Origin of the sequence: Calothrix rhizosoleniae SC01 (assembly GCF_900185595.1) — a bacterium.
Taxonomy (GTDB): Bacteria; Cyanobacteriota; Cyanobacteriia; order Cyanobacteriales; family Nostocaceae; genus Calothrix_A; species Calothrix_A rhizosoleniae.
In genome coordinates, this window is the sequence record NZ_FYBH01000045.1 from 1 (window position 1) to 19,378 (window position 19,378).

Annotated in this window: 20 protein-coding genes, 1 tRNA gene and 1 pseudogene; 13 read left to right on the top strand and 9 right to left on the bottom strand. The window is 39.9% G+C overall.

Annotation, left to right across the window (positions count from 1 at the left end; all coding sequences use genetic code 11):
• Positions 1-179: 179 nt before the first annotated feature.
• Positions 180-950: a tyrosinase family protein gene (locus tag CALSC_RS02470; RefSeq protein ID WP_159460550.1), complete on the bottom strand. Its 771-nt coding sequence runs from the start codon at positions 948-950 to the stop codon at positions 180-182.
• A 620-nt stretch (positions 951-1,570) separates the two neighbouring features.
• On the opposite strand from CALSC_RS02470, the gene CALSC_RS02475 reads away from it, so the two are divergent.
• Positions 1,571-2,389: a type 1 glutamine amidotransferase gene (locus CALSC_RS02475; RefSeq protein ID WP_088239844.1), complete on the top strand. Its 819-nt coding sequence runs from the start codon at positions 1,571-1,573 to the stop codon at positions 2,387-2,389.
• 246 nt (positions 2,390-2,635) lie between these two features.
• Here the strand turns inward: CALSC_RS02475 and CALSC_RS02480 are convergent, their stop codons facing one another.
• Both CALSC_RS02480 and CALSC_RS02485 read right to left on the bottom strand, forming a co-directional pair.
• A complete protein-coding gene (locus CALSC_RS02480) occupies positions 2,636-4,504 on the bottom strand; it encodes an ABC transporter ATP-binding protein (RefSeq protein ID WP_088239845.1) in 1,869 nt (622 codons plus the stop codon).
• Between the two features lie 233 nt (positions 4,505-4,737).
• The gene (locus CALSC_RS02485) at positions 4,738-5,283 is read right to left on the bottom strand and encodes a single-stranded DNA-binding protein (RefSeq protein WP_088239846.1); all 546 of its coding nucleotides are present in this window, start codon (positions 5,281-5,283) and stop codon (positions 4,738-4,740) included.
• A gap of 582 nt (positions 5,284-5,865) precedes the next feature.
• Here CALSC_RS02485 and CALSC_RS02490 point away from each other — a divergent pair.
• Positions 5,866-7,161: an ABC transporter ATP-binding protein gene (locus tag CALSC_RS02490; protein ID WP_088239847.1), complete on the top strand. Its 1,296-nt coding sequence runs from the start codon at positions 5,866-5,868 to the stop codon at positions 7,159-7,161.
• 357 nt (positions 7,162-7,518) lie between these two features.
• The gene (locus CALSC_RS02495) at positions 7,519-8,424 is read left to right on the top strand and encodes a DNA adenine methylase (RefSeq protein ID WP_088239848.1); all 906 of its coding nucleotides are present in this window, start codon (positions 7,519-7,521) and stop codon (positions 8,422-8,424) included.
• 176 nt (positions 8,425-8,600) lie between these two features.
• Here the strand turns inward: CALSC_RS02495 and CALSC_RS02500 are convergent.
• Positions 8,601-8,687 (bottom strand) — tRNA-Ser (locus tag CALSC_RS02500).
• An 80-nt stretch (positions 8,688-8,767) separates the two neighbouring features.
• Here CALSC_RS02500 and CALSC_RS02505 point away from each other — a divergent pair.
• The 8 genes from CALSC_RS02505 to CALSC_RS26205 all read left to right on the top strand — a co-directional run bounded on the left by CALSC_RS02505 (position 8,768) and on the right by CALSC_RS26205 (position 14,679).
• Positions 8,768-9,136, top strand: a complete 369-nt coding sequence (locus CALSC_RS02505) for a 2Fe-2S iron-sulfur cluster-binding protein (RefSeq protein WP_088239849.1) — start codon at positions 8,768-8,770, stop codon at positions 9,134-9,136.
• A 106-nt stretch (positions 9,137-9,242) separates the two neighbouring features.
• Positions 9,243-9,728 carry a thermonuclease family protein gene (locus CALSC_RS02510; protein ID WP_407641875.1) on the top strand — a complete coding sequence of 162 codons (486 nt, stop codon included), beginning with the start codon at positions 9,243-9,245 and terminating at the stop codon, positions 9,726-9,728.
• Positions 9,729-9,819: 91 nt separating this feature from the next.
• Entirely contained in the window at positions 9,820-10,644 is an 825-nt protein-coding gene (locus tag CALSC_RS02515) for an inositol monophosphatase family protein (protein WP_088239850.1), read from the top strand.
• 77 nt (positions 10,645-10,721) lie between these two features.
• A complete protein-coding gene (locus tag CALSC_RS02520) occupies positions 10,722-11,723 on the top strand; it encodes a J domain-containing protein (protein WP_088239862.1) in 1,002 nt (333 codons plus the stop codon).
• Entirely contained in the window at positions 11,723-12,949 is a 1,227-nt protein-coding gene (locus CALSC_RS02525) for an ATP phosphoribosyltransferase regulatory subunit (RefSeq protein WP_088239851.1), read from the top strand. Before CALSC_RS02520 ends, CALSC_RS02525 begins: the two co-directional genes overlap by 1 nt.
• Before the next feature lie 93 nt (positions 12,950-13,042).
• Positions 13,043-13,270 carry an indolepyruvate ferredoxin oxidoreductase subunit alpha gene (locus CALSC_RS02530; protein WP_088239852.1) on the top strand — a complete coding sequence of 76 codons (228 nt, stop codon included), beginning with the start codon at positions 13,043-13,045 and terminating at the stop codon, positions 13,268-13,270.
• Between the two features lie 444 nt (positions 13,271-13,714).
• Entirely contained in the window at positions 13,715-14,440 is a 726-nt protein-coding gene (locus CALSC_RS02535) for an ABC transporter ATP-binding protein (RefSeq protein ID WP_088239853.1), read from the top strand.
• 98 nt (positions 14,441-14,538) lie between these two features.
• Positions 14,539-14,679 (top strand): hypothetical protein, encoded by a 141-nt coding sequence (locus tag CALSC_RS26205; RefSeq protein ID WP_159460551.1) that lies wholly within the window; start codon positions 14,539-14,541, stop codon positions 14,677-14,679.
• Positions 14,680-14,682: 3 nt separating this feature from the next.
• Here the strand turns inward: CALSC_RS26205 and CALSC_RS28125 are convergent.
• Positions 14,683-14,928, bottom strand: a pseudogene (locus CALSC_RS28125) (cation transporting ATPase C-terminal domain-containing protein); the annotation flags it as partial.
• 36 nt (positions 14,929-14,964) lie between these two features.
• Here CALSC_RS28125 and CALSC_RS02545 point away from each other — a divergent pair.
• Both CALSC_RS02545 and moeB read left to right on the top strand, forming a co-directional pair.
• Positions 14,965-15,432 (top strand): Mov34/MPN/PAD-1 family protein, encoded by a 468-nt coding sequence (locus CALSC_RS02545; protein ID WP_088239855.1) that lies wholly within the window; start codon positions 14,965-14,967, stop codon positions 15,430-15,432.
• Positions 15,433-15,500: 68 nt separating this feature from the next.
• Positions 15,501-16,673 (top strand): molybdopterin-synthase adenylyltransferase MoeB, encoded by a 1,173-nt coding sequence (gene moeB, locus CALSC_RS02550; protein WP_088239856.1) that lies wholly within the window; start codon positions 15,501-15,503, stop codon positions 16,671-16,673.
• Positions 16,674-16,836: 163 nt separating this feature from the next.
• Here moeB and CALSC_RS02555 read toward each other — a convergent pair whose 3' ends face one another.
• The 4 genes from CALSC_RS02555 to CALSC_RS02570 all read right to left on the bottom strand — a co-directional run.
• Positions 16,837-17,196 carry a hypothetical protein gene (locus CALSC_RS02555; protein ID WP_088239857.1) on the bottom strand — a complete coding sequence of 120 codons (360 nt, stop codon included), beginning with the start codon at positions 17,194-17,196 and terminating at the stop codon, positions 16,837-16,839.
• A gap of 126 nt (positions 17,197-17,322) precedes the next feature.
• Positions 17,323-18,156 (bottom strand): phthiocerol/phthiodiolone dimycocerosyl transferase family protein, encoded by an 834-nt coding sequence (locus tag CALSC_RS02560; RefSeq protein ID WP_143288128.1) that lies wholly within the window; start codon positions 18,154-18,156, stop codon positions 17,323-17,325.
• Positions 18,090-18,731 carry a condensation domain-containing protein gene (locus CALSC_RS02565; RefSeq protein ID WP_088239859.1) on the bottom strand — a complete coding sequence of 214 codons (642 nt, stop codon included), beginning with the start codon at positions 18,729-18,731 and terminating at the stop codon, positions 18,090-18,092. The genes CALSC_RS02560 and CALSC_RS02565 overlap by 67 nt, the downstream gene beginning before the upstream one ends.
• Before the next feature lie 115 nt (positions 18,732-18,846).
• Positions 18,847-19,378, bottom strand: a 532-nt coding sequence (locus tag CALSC_RS02570) for a calcium-binding protein (RefSeq protein ID WP_088239860.1), incomplete at its 5' end; no start/stop codon positions are given.

A 19,378-nucleotide genomic window follows, 5' to 3' on the forward strand; every position in this document is an offset into this window, starting at 1 on the left:
GAGGATCAGAAATCGGAGTTTGGGATGATAAGTAAGAACAGTTCAAAAATACTCTTACGCTTACCTGTAAATCTTCTGGTGGCTCAACACCTTTGATCAAAGCAATTACTCTATGTCTTGGCTTTTCCGGTGCTAAAGAGATAGTCATTTGAGAGCTTTCTACAGGAAAACTTGCTAAATTATCCAAAGTAGCTATTTGTGGTTCTATGGATGCCGGCCGATCTGCTTAACACACGTTCCATTAATGAGGGAGTTTCTTGTGGTTGAGTTAGGACATCGTAGCTGTATCCTAGTTGATTAACATCTACTAAGTCACGAACAACTACATCATATCTTCTGCTATTTATATCTATGAAATTTTGACGAAAAGAAAAATCAGTCCAAAGTATATTGTCTGTATTTCGATTACCCCGAGCATTCCATTCAGCCCAAATTCGATCAATATTGCAGTGATGCAGCCAAAAAATTGGATCTAGTGGTGAACGCAAAGTAGTCATGTTTCCACTAATCCAAGTGTGTATATTATTAGGTGGAGTTCTTTCTAATGGAGCTAAAGCTCCTCTTGCCATCTGCCAAGATTGATCAGTATTGTTTTGTCCAGTTGGTCGTAAGCTAGCGAATAGCTCAAAATCCTCTTCATCTAAAATATCATCAATAATATTCTGCCCTACAAATTCAGCACCAATTCTGTCTGTAGAACTGATACGTCTAGTTGCATCACGTAAAGTCCCTGACCAAAAAGGTTCTGGAATACTTGTATCTACTGTCCAGTTCCAATAGGGAAGTGCAAAATCAGGATTACCAGATAAATCTCTACATATTTCTTCAAAAGCTAATAGATAAGCGCGATGCCAAGGTAAAAAATACCAGTTACCATGAGGACAATATCGTTGGTGTATTCGGGCTTGTTGCTCCCAATTTCTTGGATCACTAGAGGGCAAAGCTTTCATTTGCTCTACTGCCCTAATATATGAACTAAGCATTGATACAGTTCAGGTATTTTAAAAACTTTTAGCCAAGGCTTAATTAAATTAAAAAATACAAATGGTTGAATAATTAAACGCGATTGTAAGTCCACCTAATCCGGCTCCTAAAATCACATAATCGAAGCTTTCCATGTAAACCTCCTGTGACAATCTTGATATTTCTTAAATCTCGATTGCATCTCTGTTATCATCCGTTGATCAAATTGATGTAGAAAAACTCAACTGCAAATTGCAAGTTTTGGTAAAAGGTTGCAGATATTGATTGAAAAAATTTTGTTTATGTTTTCTATTATTATTTTATCGAATTAATAAAGATTGATTTGCATTTGTTGACAAATCGGGTGCTTCCCACTCCCAAATATTAGCAAGGGGATTTTGCGTGGAACAAGTAAATCCGCAAACTAGTCGGGTTCAACATTACAATGACTCAACAAGCTTACTGCTAGCACATTTTTTTTACCAGCAAACCCATCATCGCGGGCAAATTTAAGATATGCTTACCCAGACAGAAGTATCACTTCCTGTTTTGCATATCTACCGGATTTTCTCCTCTGGATGAGAAGTAAAAAGTAAAAATAATTTTTATGAATAATCAAGAATTGGAATTAAATATTGGTTGGTTGTATCCCCGGTTAATGAGTACCTATGGCGATCGCGGTAATGTGATTGTGATTGAAAAGCGTACCCAATGGCGGGGTTATAAAGTTAACATTATCCCCTTGGATCAAAGTGCTACTGCTGATGATATCCGTGGTGTAGATATTATTGTTGGTGGTGGCGCACAGGATCGTCAGCAAGAAATAGTCATGCGGGATTTGCAGGGGGCAAAGGCCGATGCATTAAGGGATAAAATAGAAAATAGCACTCCTGGGGTGTTTACCTGTGGTTCCCCCCAACTTTTGGGACATTATTATGAACCCGGCGTGGGACAACGTATTCAAGGCTTGGGAATTTTAGATTTAGTATCCATACATCCCGGTGAAAATACCTGTCGTTGTATTGGTAATTTGGTAATAGAAGTTACTGCTTCCCGGCTGGCGCAGGATTTGAAAGAAATGTTGGGTGGTGCTACGCCTTATTTAGTTGGGTTTGAAAATCACGGTGGACGGACTAAGTTAGGGAAAACAGAAGCACTGGGACGCGTGGTATATGGTTTAGGGAATAATGGCGAGGATAGTACGGAAGGGGCATTTTATCAGAATGCGATCGCAACTTATTCCCATGGTCCCTTATTACCTAAAAACCCTTTTGTGGCGGACTGGTTAATTCAAACGGCATTGCGATTAAAATATGACCAACCCATATCCTTGACATCTTTGGATGATACCTTGGCCATGCAAGGACGGGAAGCTATGTTACAGCGATTGAATGTGAGCATCACACCGGCTGTAGTTAGAGCTTGAAATAATTCGCTATACCATTTTGAAAAAAGAATGGGACAGATGGGTAGGGGCACGGCATCCACAATCTTTCAATGTATAAAATTATCTTACTGGTGCCGTGCCCTTACGAATAATTTAGGAGATTTCCAGAATTAAAATTACCAGGCGATTACAAATTCACCTTAGGAACGCAAGCCTTGCGCCCTTATCATTGGTAAAATTATTTTCAGAAATCATCTTATGTGTCGCAAACATTAAGCCTACTTATTATGAGGCGCTCAATTTCCTCTGTTCCACCCGTTCCGGACTACCGGTGGGAATAGAAGAAATTAACTTTTGGGTATATTCTTGTTGTGGTTGGCGGTAAATTTCCTCAGCTACCCCTTGCTCCACAATTTCACCACGATTCATCACCAAAATGCGATCGCTCATAAATTTAACTACACTTAAATCGTGGGAAATAAAAATATATGTCAGCCCAAATTCTGATTGCAATTCTTTCAGCAAATTCAATACTTGGGCTTGTACGGACACATCCAAGGCGGAAACAGATTCATCACAAATAATAAACTTGGGATTCAACGCCAAAGCACGAGCAATACAAACCCTTTGGCGCTGTCCCCCAGAAAATTGGTGGGGATAGCGATTCATCGCGTCTGCACTTAAACCCACTCGCTCCAGGAGATAACCAGCCCTTTCTCGCTGCTCTTTTTTGCTTTTACCAATGGAGTGAATTAATAACGGCTCCATGACTATATCCCCCACCTTCAGCCGTGGATTCAAGGCACTAAAGGGATTTTGGAAGACAATCTGCATTTGTCGTCGCAGTTTTTGTAAGGGTTCTCCTGTTAAAGGGGTAATATCTCGCCCTTCAAACATAACCTGTCCCCCCATAGGTTCAATTAACCGTAGTAAGGCTCTACCAGTAGTAGTTTTCCCACAACCAGATTCCCCTACTAATCCTAAAGTCTCTCCCTGCTTCACATCAAAGGAAACCCCATTCACAGCCATGTGGTAGCGTTTTGTCCCCCCAAACATCCCCCGTACAGGAAAACCCACTTTCAAGTCTCTTACCTGCAATAAAGCTGGTTGCTCCTGCAAATATGTCAATCGCTGCTTTATTTCTTCGGGAGTAACTTGAACAGGTGATTCTGGTGATTTAGCCTTGATTACCGCTTCCCCTGTTTCTGACTCTTCCACGTTCATGTAATCAGAAACGGTGAGTAATTTTTGGGGAAAACTATCTAAGGTGGGACGACAAGCGACTAAACCCTTGGTGTAGGGATGTTGGGGATTGTTAAAAATTTGCCGAGATTCCCCATATTCAACTACTTTCCCCTTATACATGACCGCCACCTGATCAGCCACCTCAGCAATTAATCCCAAGTCATGGGTAATAAAAATCATCCCCATGTCCCGTTGCTGTTGCAACTCCCGCATTAAATCGATAATTGTCGCTTGGACGGTTACATCTAAAGCAGTGGTGGGTTCATCTGCAATCAATAGTAAAGGATTACAGGAAATCGCCATAGCAATCATCACCCGTTGTAATTGTCCTCCAGAAAGTTCGTGGGGATATCTTTCCAAAATGGCGGCTTTGTGTGCCTTGACTAACCGGGCTAATTGTCCCTTATCCTGGGGAGCAGTACCAGTATCAATGTATTGCTGGGCAATGATTTCATCACTAGGAAGTAATTTTACCTCTTGTAAGCCGGCGATCGCTTGTTGTTTTGCTTCTCCCGCAGTAATATTGCGGTGGCGTAAAATTGCTTCGGTTAACTGAAAACCAATGGTATATACCGGATTCAGGGAAGTCATCGGTTCCTGAAAAATCATGGCAATATCACCACCCCGGTATAACTGTATCTCCTCAGGGGGTAATGTTCGCAAATCTATTGGTTGAGCATTTTCCTGGGGACGAAACAAAATTTCACCACCACTAACCTTCCCAGGACTCTGTATTAACCCCATTACAGCTAGGGATGTGACTGATTTACCACTTCCTGATTCCCCGACTATACCTAGTGTTTCACCGCGATGTAGTTGGAAGGAAATGCCATTTACAGCTTTGACAGTGTTGCCATCGCCAGAAAATTCTACTTGTAGATTACGAACATCTAGGATAGGTTCTCTCATAGGAATCAGGTATGCATCTTGACTTAAAATTAACAGGATTTTAGCGCAGTATCATATTTTTGCAATGATTGTAAATTTTTACGCTGATGAATTTTATCTTTTTTGTTTCTGAGTGTAAAAATTTGCATAACAAAGTTAAACATAAAAACAACAATCTGGCTTGGATACTGTTTTGCATATCCACACCACTCATCCAATGATTCGATTGGCTATTACTCAGATATCACCTCATTTTAGAAAGGGATATCATCTATATCTGGCTCATCCTGGGGTACAAATGGTGCTGGGGAAGGTTCAACATTTGTGCTTGTGGGTATGGGTTGATTCCAATCTTTCTGGGGTGCTGGCTGAGTTGCTGTTCCCACGTTATTTGTCATTGGTGTAGGAATGGGAAGAGGTGAACTAGTGTTGGGAGTATTCCCCGTTGTGGGGATTGATGGAGTACTGGCAGCTGGAGATGGAATATAATCACCAACACCCGCTCCTAAACCATGAATTCTTTGTACAGTTAACTCTGCCTTTTTTTCCTTAAAACCTTCTCGACGCTCAATGGTACGCATTCCCAAGCGTCCTTCCAAAATTACCCGATCGCCTTGATGATAATTTTCTTGAAGTTCTTTTGCTAATTTACCCCAACCGATTACCTTTAAAGTTCCTGGAGGATCATTTTCCCGCATTCCTGGAAACTGTACCAACATTTCCGCAATTTCTAGGTTATCTGAGGTATAGCGTAGTTGCGGTTCTTGAATTATATCTGCCATTAAAATACAACTATTCATCTAATTCTCCTGTTCTCAGTTAGTATTCACTCCAAATTTACCAAGAAATTTCGCGATCGCCTTTATAGCGCTACGCGCAAGTAATAAGTAATAAGTTTACTGTTCATAGGTTTGGGCCTTCAACAATGTCCGCGCCCTAATTGCGTAATGCTTTACAATCTTTGACAATCCTGATTTTGACCAAAAAAAATTGGATACAAGCCCCCAAATTTATTCGTGGAAACTCCCCTGCTCCCTGCTCCCGTGCCCCCTGCCTCTAAATGACCCATGCTCGCTTATACAACAATACCGATGTAAATAGTACGAATATTTATAATTATTATTTTTATCCATCTAACAATATTTTTGCGCTACACTCCCTGATATTTGCTCATAAAAGTCAAGCGCAATTTGATTATGAACAATAGGAATTGTCCTCAAAGTACGCTTGACCCCGAAAAAAAGTCTAGCTCTGCAAGAAACAGTACAAGTGTACCATGAATAGGTGCGCAAATATTACAGGAGTCAATCCAAAATCCAAAATCCAAAATTGAATGAACCTTTGTTCTAAACTCTTAGTAACTATTTAACGGCAAATAACTCGTGGCGCAGGTTGTTTTAGAAAACATTTACAAAAGTTTCTCACCCCGTAAGGGTGAAAGTGTTGCAGCAACATCAAACTCAGATACAAAGGAAAACCGTGCTGATAAAATTACCGTCTTGCGGCGCATTAATTTGACTGTGGCGGATGGTGAATTTATGGTGTTAGTGGGGCCTTCCGGTTGTGGTAAAAGTACTCTGCTACGGTTAATTGCAGGGTTAGAGTCAATGACTGGTGGTAATATTTGGGTAGGCGATCGCTTAGTTAATCGACTCCCTCCCAAGGAAAGGGACATTGCTATGGTGTTTCAAAATTACGCCCTTTATCCCCATATGTCAGTGTATGACAACATTGCTTTTGGATTGCGTCGCCGTTCTTCTGGGGATATGCAGTCAGAGGGTTTTTCCCACATAGCAGCAGATTTGTTGGTGGGGGCGACAAAAAAGCTACCAAAAGGACTACGTTATCTTTCGGATAAAGAAAGGAGTGTGGATGAGCGGGTAAATTCCGTGGCTCAATTGTTGCAAATTGATCGCCTATTAAATCGTTTACCCAAGCAATTGTCTGGAGGACAAAGACAACGGGTGGCATTAGGAAGAGCGATCGCTCGTAATCCTCAAGTTTTTTTAATGGATGAACCCCTTTCTAACCTAGATGCCAAGCTGCGTACAGAAACCCGCGCCCAAATAGTCAAATTACAACGCCAGCTAGGTACAACCACCATATATGTCACCCACGACCAAACCGAAGCCATGACTATGGGCGATCGCATTGCCATTCTTGATGGTGGTCAATTACAGCAAGTAGCCCCTCCATTAGAATTATATAACCGCCCTGCCAATCGCTTTGTGGCGGAGTTCATTGGTTCACCACCAATGAATTTTATACCAGTAGAATTTCATGCACCCTTGTTAATTACCAATGATGATTTTCGCCTCACTCTACCAGAATATTGGGGCAGTGCATTGCAAAAATATGATGGACGGACAATTATTCTGGGTATTCGTCCAGAACACTTAATCTTAAGCGTACCTGCCAATAAAAATTTACCCCTTAAAGTAGAGTTGGTGGAAAATCTAGGTAACGATACTTATCTAGCGGCAAAACTCACAGATGTTAACTTCCAGAATACAGCCCTGAATCAGACCTTGCAAGTTAGGATTCCACCAGATAAGTTAGTGAGGTTAGGGGAACAATTGTGGTTCTCATTAATTCCGGAAAAAATCCACTTTTTCGATCCAGAGACAGAGTTGGCAATTTTCCCCAAGAATTCCCCATCTTTGCCATTTGAAAAATAGCAGATCATATAGCGCTAGGCGCAAGTAAGAAGTAATAAGTAATAAGTGAGCCACCACAATGGTTTACATCCTACCTTGTCACAACAGACTAATTCCTTAAACCTAACAGAGGTTAATGTATATGGGTGGTGCTATAAATGGGGCGAAATTAAACATAAGCCAAAAATATGGTACTGATGAACTATATAATATATTTTTCAGGCATCCGTTATTGTTTATGCCTAATCTAAATTAGAATCACCTCTTGTACCATAAGGGTTTTGAGTCTTGTTCCAAATTATATTTTTGACCTATCCATACAATTACAAAGGTTGCAGCACTCAATTCACACTAAATGTGAGTTATGAGGAGAAATAAATGCAGCCAAAACCTTTTTTAAAATGGGCTGGAGGGAAAACACAGCTACTTAAACAGATGAGCCATTTTTTCCCTCGTGAATTGGAATATGGCAAAATCAAAACATATATTGAGCCATTTGTGGGGGGTGGTGCTGTTTTTTTATATCTGGCAACAAATTATAATATTGAAAATATTTTTATATCTGATATTAATCCAGAATTGGTATTAGCCTATAAAACAATTCAATGTGATGTAGAGGAGCTAATTTTAAGTTTAATGCGAATAGAAAATAAATATTTATCTCTTCAGTATCCAGAGAGGGAAAAATATTTTTATTATATACGTGGACAATTTAATTCTTTGAGAAATCAAATAGATTTACAGAAATATAATTTAGCATGGATAGAAAGAACTGCTCAACTTATTTTCCTGAATCGAACCTGCTTCAACGGATTATTTCGAGTTAACTCAACCGGTGATTTTAATGTACCGATAGGTAGATATATTAGACCAAAGATATGTCATGCAGATAATCTCAGGTCTGTTGCTCAAATTTTACAAAAGACTTATATTTATCAAGGTGATTTTAGTACTTGTGAAAATTTTATAGATCGTAACACTTTTATTTATTTTGATCCACCCTATAAACCAATAAGTAAAACATCTAACTTTACTTCTTATTCACAGCATCGATTTGATGATTGTGAGCAAATAAGACTCAGAAATTTCTTTAAATTACTTGATACTCAAAATGTCAAGTTACTTTTAAGTAATTCAGATATTAACCATCAAGATAACCAAGATAATTTTCTTGAAAATGCATACTCTGATTATCGGATTGAAAGGGTAAAAGCTAATCGGAGTATAAATAGTGATACTTCCAGACGCAAGTCAATCAATGAAATTTTAATTATGAATTATTAGAGGATAGTTGGAAAGCTTGTCAATACCACCAAAAAATTTTATATACAGCACTACGCAATTAGGTTAGGACATTATTAAAGGTTGCGACCTACAAACAGTAAACTTAATTACTTATTGCTTGCGCCTAGTGCTATATAAGCTCCAAAGATATATTCTAGCTACTCAAGCCTTATAAACGGAGAGGGAGGGATTCGAACCCTCGTATACGTTGCCGCATAACAGCATTTCCAGTGCTGCGCCTTCAACCACTCGGCCACCTCTCCAGGTGCCACGATTTCCCATCGTACAACGAAATGCTATAAACTGCAATCATTCCAGAAATTTTCTCAGATTTACCTGACAAATGTCCCAAACTTACACAATTCAAGTTAGCGATCGCACCCACAATATCCACCATAGTTTACAAGTCCCCGACGACCGCTACATCCTCCACAGTGCGGAACAACAAGGAGTAGAACTACCATTTTCTTGCCGTAACGGTGCTTGTACTACCTGTGCTGTCCGGGTGCTAAAGGGAGATATTTATCAACCAGAAGCAGTAGGATTATCCCCAGAGTTACAGAGAAAAGGCTACGCCCTGTTGTGTGTTAGTTATGCTCGTTCAGATTTGCAGGTGGAAACCCAGGATGAGGATGAAGTATATGAGCTACAGTTTGGACGTTTTTTTGGCAAGGGTAAGGTAAAAGCTGGTTTACCATTGGATGAAGATTAAATAAGGAGGGAAAGAGGGAAGGAGGGAATGAGTGAATGAGTGAAGGAGGGAAGGAAAAATTTTTCACTGTAAATACTTACCGTTTGCCTTGTCAATAGCTCTTTCGCTGACGGGTTGTCAATTTGGTAAGAAACCAGAAAAGGCGATCAAAATACAGGTGAATATTAGCAGGGTAGTAAGTGGACAAACTTTGGAAGTACTGGGAATGGGAAATCAACCCACCTTGATTTCTCAAATACGGTTAATTGGTGTAGAAGCACCTAATTTACGTCAGCGTCCTTGGGGACTGAGGGCAAAAAAAAGATTACAAGAACTAATTGGCAAAGAGCAACCTGTAACCCTAGAATTTGATATTGCTGCCCAAGACAAAATTGGTAGAACCCTGGCTTATGTGTGGAAAGATGGGAAATTATTAAATGAGCAGTTAGTTAAAGAAGGGTATGTATTACACATTGCGCGATCGCCAAATCAAAAATATAATCCTCGTTTGGAACGCGCTCAACAGTGGGCTAGATTAATGGGTAAACAAATTTGGAATCCAGAAAAACCTATGCGTCTGACTCCCTATGAGTTCCGCCGTCAATACCGCTAGATCAGGAAGCAGGGGAGCAGGGAGCAGGGAGCAGGGGGAGCAGAGGGAGTAGAGAGAAGTCTAAAATCTAAAATCTAAAATCCAAAATTGCATGACAAATTTACAAATATTTCTCGATATTGCTACAGAAGCGGCATTAGCTGCTGGAGCAGTTTTACAAGGTTATTTGGGTAAAGTGGAAGATGCAACTACAGAAAAAGGACGACCAGGAGATTTAGTCACTGTGGCAGATAAAGCATCTGAAGCAGTGGTGTTAGATTACTTACATCGTCATTTTCCCGACCATGCTATTCTGGCGGAAGAATCTGGGAAATTAGGGAACCAAAAAAATGAGTATTTGTGGGCGATCGATCCTCTCGATGGCACCACCAATTTTGCCCACCAATATCCTTGTTTTGCCGTTTCTATTGGTTTATTAATTAATGGCATTCCTCAAGTGGGTGTAATTTATGACCCTTTCCATGATGAACTTTACCGGGCTGCTGCGGGTTTAGGAGCGACTTTAAATCGTCGTCCCATCAGAGTTTCCCAAACTACCGAACTTGGTAAATCTCTGTTGGTAACGGGATTTGCCTATGATCGTCGGGAAACAGCAGATAATAATTATGCAGAATTTTGTCACCTGACCCATCTTACCCAAGGAGTTAGACGTAGCGGTTCGGCATCCATTGATTTAGCACACGTAGCCTGTGGGCGTGTTGATGGCTACTGGGAAAGAGGACTATCTCCCTGGGATATTGCTGCTGGAATTATTTTAGTCCAAGAAGCTGGTGGGCAAGTTACCGCCTACGACAAAAGTCCTTTAGATATATATTCTGGGAGAATTTTGGCTACCAATGGTCTGATTGACAACAGTTTGAGCCAGGAATTACAACAAGTACCATCCCTGAGTACATGGAGTAATAACCAATGTTAAATTTATAGCTATTTATCAGAAGCGAAGTAAACTAGAAAATAATCTAACGGCTTAATTTTATACATAACCGTTCTATGTTGTCTTTCCAATTAGATCGTGGTCTATTTAAACATGATTTCACTGATTATCATGCCATTTTGTGTATCCCTGTAGATGCCAATGTCAGGGATATCCGCAAGCGGTATTTGAAAATAGTTCGTCGTTTACACCCCGATAGTCTGCGGCAGGTAAGCGATGATGAGAAAAAATTGGCGAATCAATTATTATCAAAATTGGTGAATCCAGCTTATGAAAAAATATCAGCAGAACAGGATTATGCCGAATATGTACTAATTTTGTCGCAAATAGGAAAACGTTTACAAGAAGAGTCTAGCTCAGTGGAATTAACTAGCGATGCAGCAAAAAAGTTAGCAGCTGTTAATAATGTAGAACAATTATACAAAACAGCGATCGCTCAAATTGCCAGTAAACAATATGATTCCTTAAAAGATGCGATCGCTAAAATTACCCTAGTTAGTGAACTGAATTTAGTTTACTTAATGCGGACTGGAGGTAAAAATTTAATCAAGCAGTCATTACCAGTGCCAGCACCAACATCAGCACCAGAAACAACACCAGCACCAGAAACAACACCAACGCCACCACCAGCCCAAGGGAAAACTAGTAAATCACCTAAGACCACTTCTACAGCCAAAGCATCAGCCAGCTCCCCTGAAGAATCTCGAGCAATTCAGTATATTCGACGAGCTAAAGATTTGATGGCAAAGAATCAATTTGCAGCCGCTAGGGTAGAATTACAAGATGCCCTGAAACTAGAGCCAAATAATAGTACTAGTCATAGCTTGATTGGAGTGGTGTATTTGAGGCAAAATCAAACCACAATGGCAAAAGTACATTTTGACCGTGCCCTACAATTAGATCCCAATGACGAACAAGCGTCGGCGGGTAAAAGTCGAATTGAACAGATTGGAAAATCCAGTTCTGGCAAGCCAAAGGCAAGTTCAACTGGTGCTAAATCAGCAAATAAATCTGAAGGGGGCGGTTTGTTTGGTGGTTTGTTTGGTGGAAAGAAAAAATAATGGTGTATCAACCACCGGCGGGAGCTAGGGATTTATTACCCTTAGATGTAGCTCAAAAACGCTGGATTGAAGACAGATTACAACAAGTATTTCATCGTTGGGGATATCACAGGATTATTACCTCAACTCTAGAACGTATGGATACCCTGATGGCAGGGGGAGCAATTCAGAGTTCTACCGTTATTCAACTACAAAATGTTGATAATGAGGAATTGGGTTTGCGTCCGGAATTAACAGCCTCCATTGCCCGTACAGTCGTCACGCGCATGGCTGGTATTTCCTATCCCCAACGTCTTTATTACAATGGCAATATTTTTCAACGTCCGCCAAATTTACAGCATAATCAGCCCCAAGAATTTTTTCAAGCCGGGGTGGAACTGCTTGGTGGTAGTGGATTGGTTGCTGATGCAGAAGTGCTGATGATTGTTGCAGATTGTTTGCAAGCACTGGAACTCAACTCCTGGCATTTAATTTTAGGGGAAGCAGGAATAACCACATCCCTTCTGCAAGTTTTTCCCGAAAAAATACGTCATCAAGTACGTCATGCGATCGCAAATCTTGATCGTATTACCATAGAAAATTTACCTCTCAGTAAAGAATTGCGATCGCGTGCCACAATGATGCTGGATTTACGTGGTAATCCTACTGAGGTATTGCAAAAAGTAAGTAGTCTAGGTTTAGAAGCACCACAGCAAGAAGCAGTAAATAACCTCAAGGCATTAGTAGATTTAATGGCATCCCAGGGTAATTTTCCCTTAATTCTTGACCTCAGCCTGATTCAAACCTTTGACTACTACACTGGAATTGTTTTTGAAATTGTTAGTGATGCAGAAACAGGAGCAACTGTTTTATGTAGTGGTGGTAGATATGATCAACTATTAGGGTTGTATCATCCTCAAGGAGAAAATATACCTAGTATTGGTTTTGCTTTTGCCATTGAAGATTTATATCAATTACTCTCCCACAACCAGCAACTACCGCGAGCCACACCAACTACTAACTGGTTAGTAGTACCAGAAACACCAGATGCCTATGCCTCAGCCTTTGCTTATGCCCAAAAGCTGAGGAATTCTCACCAATTAGTCAGGGTAGAGATAGATTTAGGTGGTAGGAATGCCCAAGAAATTAAGCAATATGCAAGCGATCACAATATTATCCAAATTGCTTGGATTGGGGCAAACGCTTCCCCCGTAATTGAATCTGTCAGGGAATCAAAGGGAGAATAAAAGTCGATGATTTAAGGAAAAAAGCAAGCAAAGAATTGCTTTTTCCTTTAAACTTGATACTTGATTTCATAAAGAAAAAAGAGAGGGGGAACCATGCCACACACAATTGCCACAGATGTCTGTGAAGGTGTTGCAGACTGCGTAACTGCCTGTCCAGTAGCTTGCATTCATGAAGGACCAGGAAAAAATGTTAAGGGTACTGATTGGTATTGGATAGACTTTGCCACTTGTATTGACTGTGGTATTTGTTTTCAAGTATGTCCAGTCGACAATGCTATTGTCCAAGAAGAAAAACCGGATTTACAAAAAACCCCATTATAACTATTTGTCATTTGCCATTTGTGTCCTTACAGATGAGCAATGACAAATGATACTATTTTGGATTTTAAATTTTAGACTTCGTTGTGAGCTCTCAATCGAACGATTTTGGATGGTGAAAGAGTTACTATATAAGCTTTTCTTCCCATCTGTCCCAATCATTTTTCAAATTGGTATGACTACTGTGAATATTTTGTAATTAAGACTAAAACCCTCTCTTTTATCCCAACAAAATAGGCATAAAATTCTGAAAATAAAAAAGATATTTATGGAATTGTTGACTATCACGATAATATTTTACTTGTATTCAATTCATAATTTAAAATCTAGAGAATTACTCATTAATCAGTAACTAACTTATTAAATAGATGGTGAGTTCAGCAACCCATGATCAAATCTCATACCTGATCTTTGATAACCAATCCAAAATTTAAAATCTAACATTTTATGAATAATGAATATTTACTAGAAGTGCATAATGTCCACGCCGGATATATTAAAGATGTAGATATCCTGCAAGGAATTAACTTTCGGGTTGAGGCAGGGGAATTAGTTACAGTAATTGGTCCCAATGGTGCGGGAAAATCTACCCTAGCAAAAGCAATTTTTGGGCTGTTAACACCCCATACAGGCAATATTACTTTTAAAGGTGAAGATATTACCGGACTCAAATCCAATCAGATTGTACAACAAGGAATGTGTTACGTACCACAAATATCTAACGTTTTCCCTTCCTTGAGTGTGGAAGAAAATTTGGAAATGGGTGCTTTTGTTCGCAATGTCCCCTTGACACCATTAAAAAAGCGAATATTTGATATGTTTCCCAGACTAGCAGATCGCCGTCGCCAACGTGCGGGAACCCTATCCGGTGGAGAAAGACAGATGTTAGCTATGGGTAGAGCTTTGATGTTGGAACCCATTCTGTTGATTTTAGATGAGCCTTCCGCCGCTTTATCCCCCATTTTGGTAACACAGGTATTCGAGCAGGTTAAACAGGTCAATCAGGCAGGTACAGCAATTGTATTAGTGGAACAAAATGCCCGTAAAGCTTTAGAAATGTCTGATCGCGGTTATGTCTTAGAATCAGGAAGGGATGCTATTTCTGGAGCCGGAGTAGATTTATTAAATGATCCTCAAGTAGGAGAATTATATTTAGGTGCAGGGAAGGGTTAAGAGGCGGATGAGCAGGGAGCAGGGAGCAGGGGGAGTGTGGGAAAGAGGGGAAAGAGGGAAAGAGGGAAGGAGTGAAAGAAGTGTGGGAAGTATAGTAAGTGTGGGAAGTGTGGGGAGATGAAATAAATAACCATCAACCATCAACCACCAACTACCAACTAATAACTAACAACTACCAACCACCAACTACCAACTACCAGCTAACAACCATCAACCATCAACTACCAACTAACAACTAACAACTAACAACTAACAACTATCACTCTCTTCTGCCAATACCACCTCAATTTGTGAACCTCAATCGCAATCAATACTGTTAAACTCAAAGCAATCAACAAACCCCAAGTTTCTATCCCTACAGGTTTGGTATATAAAAAAGCTTGCTCTAGGGGAATGTATAAAATAGACACATGAATTAGGAATGCTAAAACTGTACCAGCCAGAATAATAGGACTGCGTAGGGGGGATAGTTGGAAAACAGATGTCTCTTCAGAACGACAATATTACTTATTACTTAGAGCATTATGATCCATCTCAGTGAAGAACAATTACAAATAATTTACGCTCATGGTCAAAAAACCTATCCTGAAGAGTGTTGTGGTATTTTATTTGGTCACTTTACTGATGGTGGTAAAACAGTTGTAGCAGTTATGCCCACAGAAAATGCTTGGGAAGGAGATACAGCAGAAGATTTTCCTGGGGATAGTCAAGAATATAGTAAACGGCGGAGATATGCGATCGCACCTCAAGTAATGTTACAAGCACAAAAACAAGCCAGGGAGCAAAACATTGATATCATCGGCTTTTATCACTCCCATCCCGATTATCCCGCCACTCCTTCCGAATTTGACCGCTTGTGTGCTTGGCAAGAATATTCGTATATTATAGTTGCCATTGAAAATGGCGTACCAATTGAAATGAATAGTTGGTGTTTAGATACAAATCACCTATTTCAACCAGAAAAAATTTTGAACTTGGGTAAAAAACTATAAAAGAATATAAGTAAAAAGGTATCATTTTTAGTTACCATAAAAAGTCTGCGCTTCTTCATCGAAATGCTATGCTGAATCCCAATCTGGATCAAATCCAGTTAACACAAGATGATTACGAACGCTACTCCCGCCATCTGATTTTACCTGAAGTCGGATTGGCAGGACAGAAGCGTCTGAAAGCAGCCAGTGTGCTGTGTATTGGTACGGGTGGATTAGGTTCTCCATTACTTTTATATTTGGCAGCAGCAGGTATCGGGCGCATCGGGATTGTAGATTTCGATGTGGTTGATACCTCTAACCTGCAACGCCAAGTAATTCATGGTACATCTTGGGTAGATAAACCCAAAATTGAATCAGCCAAGAATCGCATCCACGAAATTAATCCCCATTGCCAAGTTGATTTATACGAAACCCGTCTAAGTGCGGAAAATGCCCTCGATATCATCAAACCCTATGATGTGGTGGTTGATGGTACAGATAATTTTCCGACTCGGTATTTAGTTAATGATGCTTGTGTGCTAGAGAACAAGCCCAATGTCTACGGTTCTATTTACCGTTTTGAAGGGCAAGCAACGGTATTTAATTACGAAGGTGGACCAAACTACCGCGATTTGTATCCCGAGCCACCACCACCAGGAATGGTTCCCTCTTGTGCAGAAGGTGGAGTTTTGGGAATTTTGCCAGGAATTATTGGCGTAATCCAGGCAACAGAAACTGTAAAAATTATTATTGGTCAAGGTAATACCCTCAGTGGGCGATTACTACTGTACAATGCCCTAGAAATGCAGTTCCGGGAGTTGAAGTTACGTCCCAACCCCGTTCGTCCAGTGATTGAAAAACTGATTGATTACGAACAATTCTGTGGTATTCCTCAAGCCAAGGCGCAAGAAGCAGAAGAACAATCAGCGATTCAAGAAATCACAGTTGCAGAATTAAAGCAATTGCTAGACAGTGGTGCCAATGATTTTACACTCTTGGATGTTCGTAATCCCCACGAGTATGAAATTGCCAGGATTCCTGGTTCTGTTTTAATCCCCTTATCGGAAATTGAAACTGGTACGGGTGTGGACAAGATCAAAGAATTGTTCAATGGCGATCGCTTGTATGCCCATTGTAAAATGGGTGGTCGTTCTGCCAAAGCCCTGGCTATCCTCAAACAAGCTGGCATTGAAGGGGTAAATGTTAAGGGTGGTATTACCGCTTGGAGTAAAGAAGTCGACTCTTCAGTACCCACTTATTAAGTTTAAGGTACGGGAGTATCCCAAATTGTGAGCCTCCTACAAGAACAAAGCGTGATGCAGCAGGCTTTGTTCTTGTATCTCCAGGCTTTAAGCCTACAGGCTGTTAAAAAATGGGATGCTCCTCAACCTATGAACAGTAGACGATTGACTTGTGCTATGTGTGCTAATGCACATCTTCAACCTTAACATCTGCGATCTTCTGATCATCGCAGAATATTTCCACACTCTTGTAAGTGCTGTTCATGAGAATTTTGTCATACCGCACTGGAACCCAGATAACAATTTGTGGCCAAATTCCCGGCTGCTGAACAAGAATTAGATTCATCAAGAGGATGTCAGGATTGATTCCTTGTGGTACCTTAGGAAAGAGTTTTGCCACAATTCCCGGATTCCCAACCTGTGCTTCACCAACGATGTGAAAATCATCGGGTTTAGGCGGCATCAAGTTGTTCCATGCATACCAATCACGGGTTGGATTCTCCTTGCACGGAACCACGCACTGTTTTTCAACGGATTCGCTCATTTTTATTTTCCTTTGCAATGTCAGTAAATAACGACAGACGGTTATTCTTGACTTTTGTAATACGTTGTGACCTACAAATCCTCAATACAGCATTCCAGATTGCATCCAAAAATCATTTTCCCTTTCTTAGATAAGCAAGGTTTTCATGGCTTTATCTTTTATTTTTTTCATGGTTGTTGTATCAATAGTTTCTTCTGCATACTCTATAACTAAACTAAGTTTCCCGGCACAAGTTACAACACCCAATATTAAATTGATATTAGCCAAAGGAAAAGCACTACCAGGATTCATAATCAAACGGTCTAACTCTAATTGTCCGTACTTGCTTGGGAAATCCATACGGGTGAAATTCGTTATGGCTGTCCCCATAAAAATCTGATTGAGAGAGTCCATCTTGTTCCTTTTAAGAATAGATAAAACCACATCATTGCATGTGCTGAAGGCAGAAAGTTTTTCATATTTTGTAAAATTTGCGGGAAAAAACCTGCCTATTTTCTTGAAATTGAAGGATTCTAGAATTGCTTGTTCAAGATAACACCATACTAGAGGTTTTTTAAACAGTGTTTTGTTAGTAAAAAGTGGTTTTATTTTTCGGTGAAACCTGCGAGCATTTTCCCAAAAATTTCTTCTTCCATTATATTTACATTTTAGAGTTACTAACCCAGCATAAAATCCCATTACTTCACCCACAGGTATCTGTAGACGTTCCCTTAAGTTAGCAGCAACACCTATACTTGAATGATAGGGTTTATCACCCTGAACCATATATTGTGCTCCGATAAAAGCGGTAGTCAATGCAGTATTTACAGTTACCTCTTCTTTTCTACATCGCTCAACTAATGCGGAGGTTTGAGCTGCAGACAATTCAACGGATAACATGCGATGTTTGTAATTCATCCAATAGGCTGCATTGAGGTTTTTGTAATCTTCTTGGTCAAAATATATTTTCTTTTTTCCCATTTCTTGTTAATTCGATTTATCAAAAACCTAATAATAGGATTAAGTGAAACTTCCCTGGGGATATTATCTCGGTTAATGGGAACCGGATTGGGTAACACCTCTACTTCTCGATCTGGCTCCCCAAGATGAACCATTAAGTCCCTTGCAAGATAGGCTAATGACAGTCCATCACAAATAATATGATGACATAAAATTATCAACTCAGATTTAAGGGGAGATTGAACTAAAATAAATCGTATAGGGGGACGTTCGTCAAATTCAAAGGGAATCTGGCAGATCTCCTGATACACTTTAATCCAATGATCATCCGAGTCTCGAGGTACTATCTCTACTGATATTTCCTTAACCCCTTCTGATGTAAACCATAGAGCGTTATGCTGATCCTGCTTAATCCGAACTCTGAGATGATGATGTCTCTGCTGGACTTTGGAAACGGCATTGATTAACATGCTATTGGATATACTTCCCTTAATCCGAGCAACAACAGTGACAATAGCAGAAGGAGAGCGTGCAAACAGGCTTTCTAAAGGTGTTATTTTTCTTTCATATTTCTTGACTTTTGGATTTTCCAACATAGTTTTCCAACCCCTTCCGCTTCTCTAAACAGTGATAATATAAGTTCATTAACACCGGATAAAATATGAGAGCAGCTTTCATCTCATTATTTCTGACTATGCAAGGCCATATTTATCAAATAAATTCAAAATTCTGAGAATCTAGAGCAAAAGCACTTGCATCATTTAACTGGATAATTTGCTGTTCATTAAAGTAAATCACTCCTATATTTAACATAGAGGAATAACTGTAAGTTAAATCATTGATGCTAGAAATACCAGTACTAGAACTATCAATGACAATTTTATCGCTTTCGCTAGCATCAAAATCGGTGATGACATCATAATTATCCAATAAAGTGAAGACAAATTTATCTGTGCCATTTCCCCCAGTCAAAGTATCTATCCCACCATCACCGTGTAAAACATCATTACCATAATCTCCATAGATTTCATCATCACCAGCTCCACCGTGAAGAGTATCTTCGCTAGTTCCACCATATAGTAAATCTGTGCCATTCCCTCCATCTAAATAATCATTACCACCACCACCGTAAAGAGTATCATTGTCATTTTCTCCATAAAGGTAATTGTTACCATCTCCTCCATAGAGAGTATCATTGCCAATACCTCCTTTAATGGTATCGTCACCAGCAGCACCATAGAGT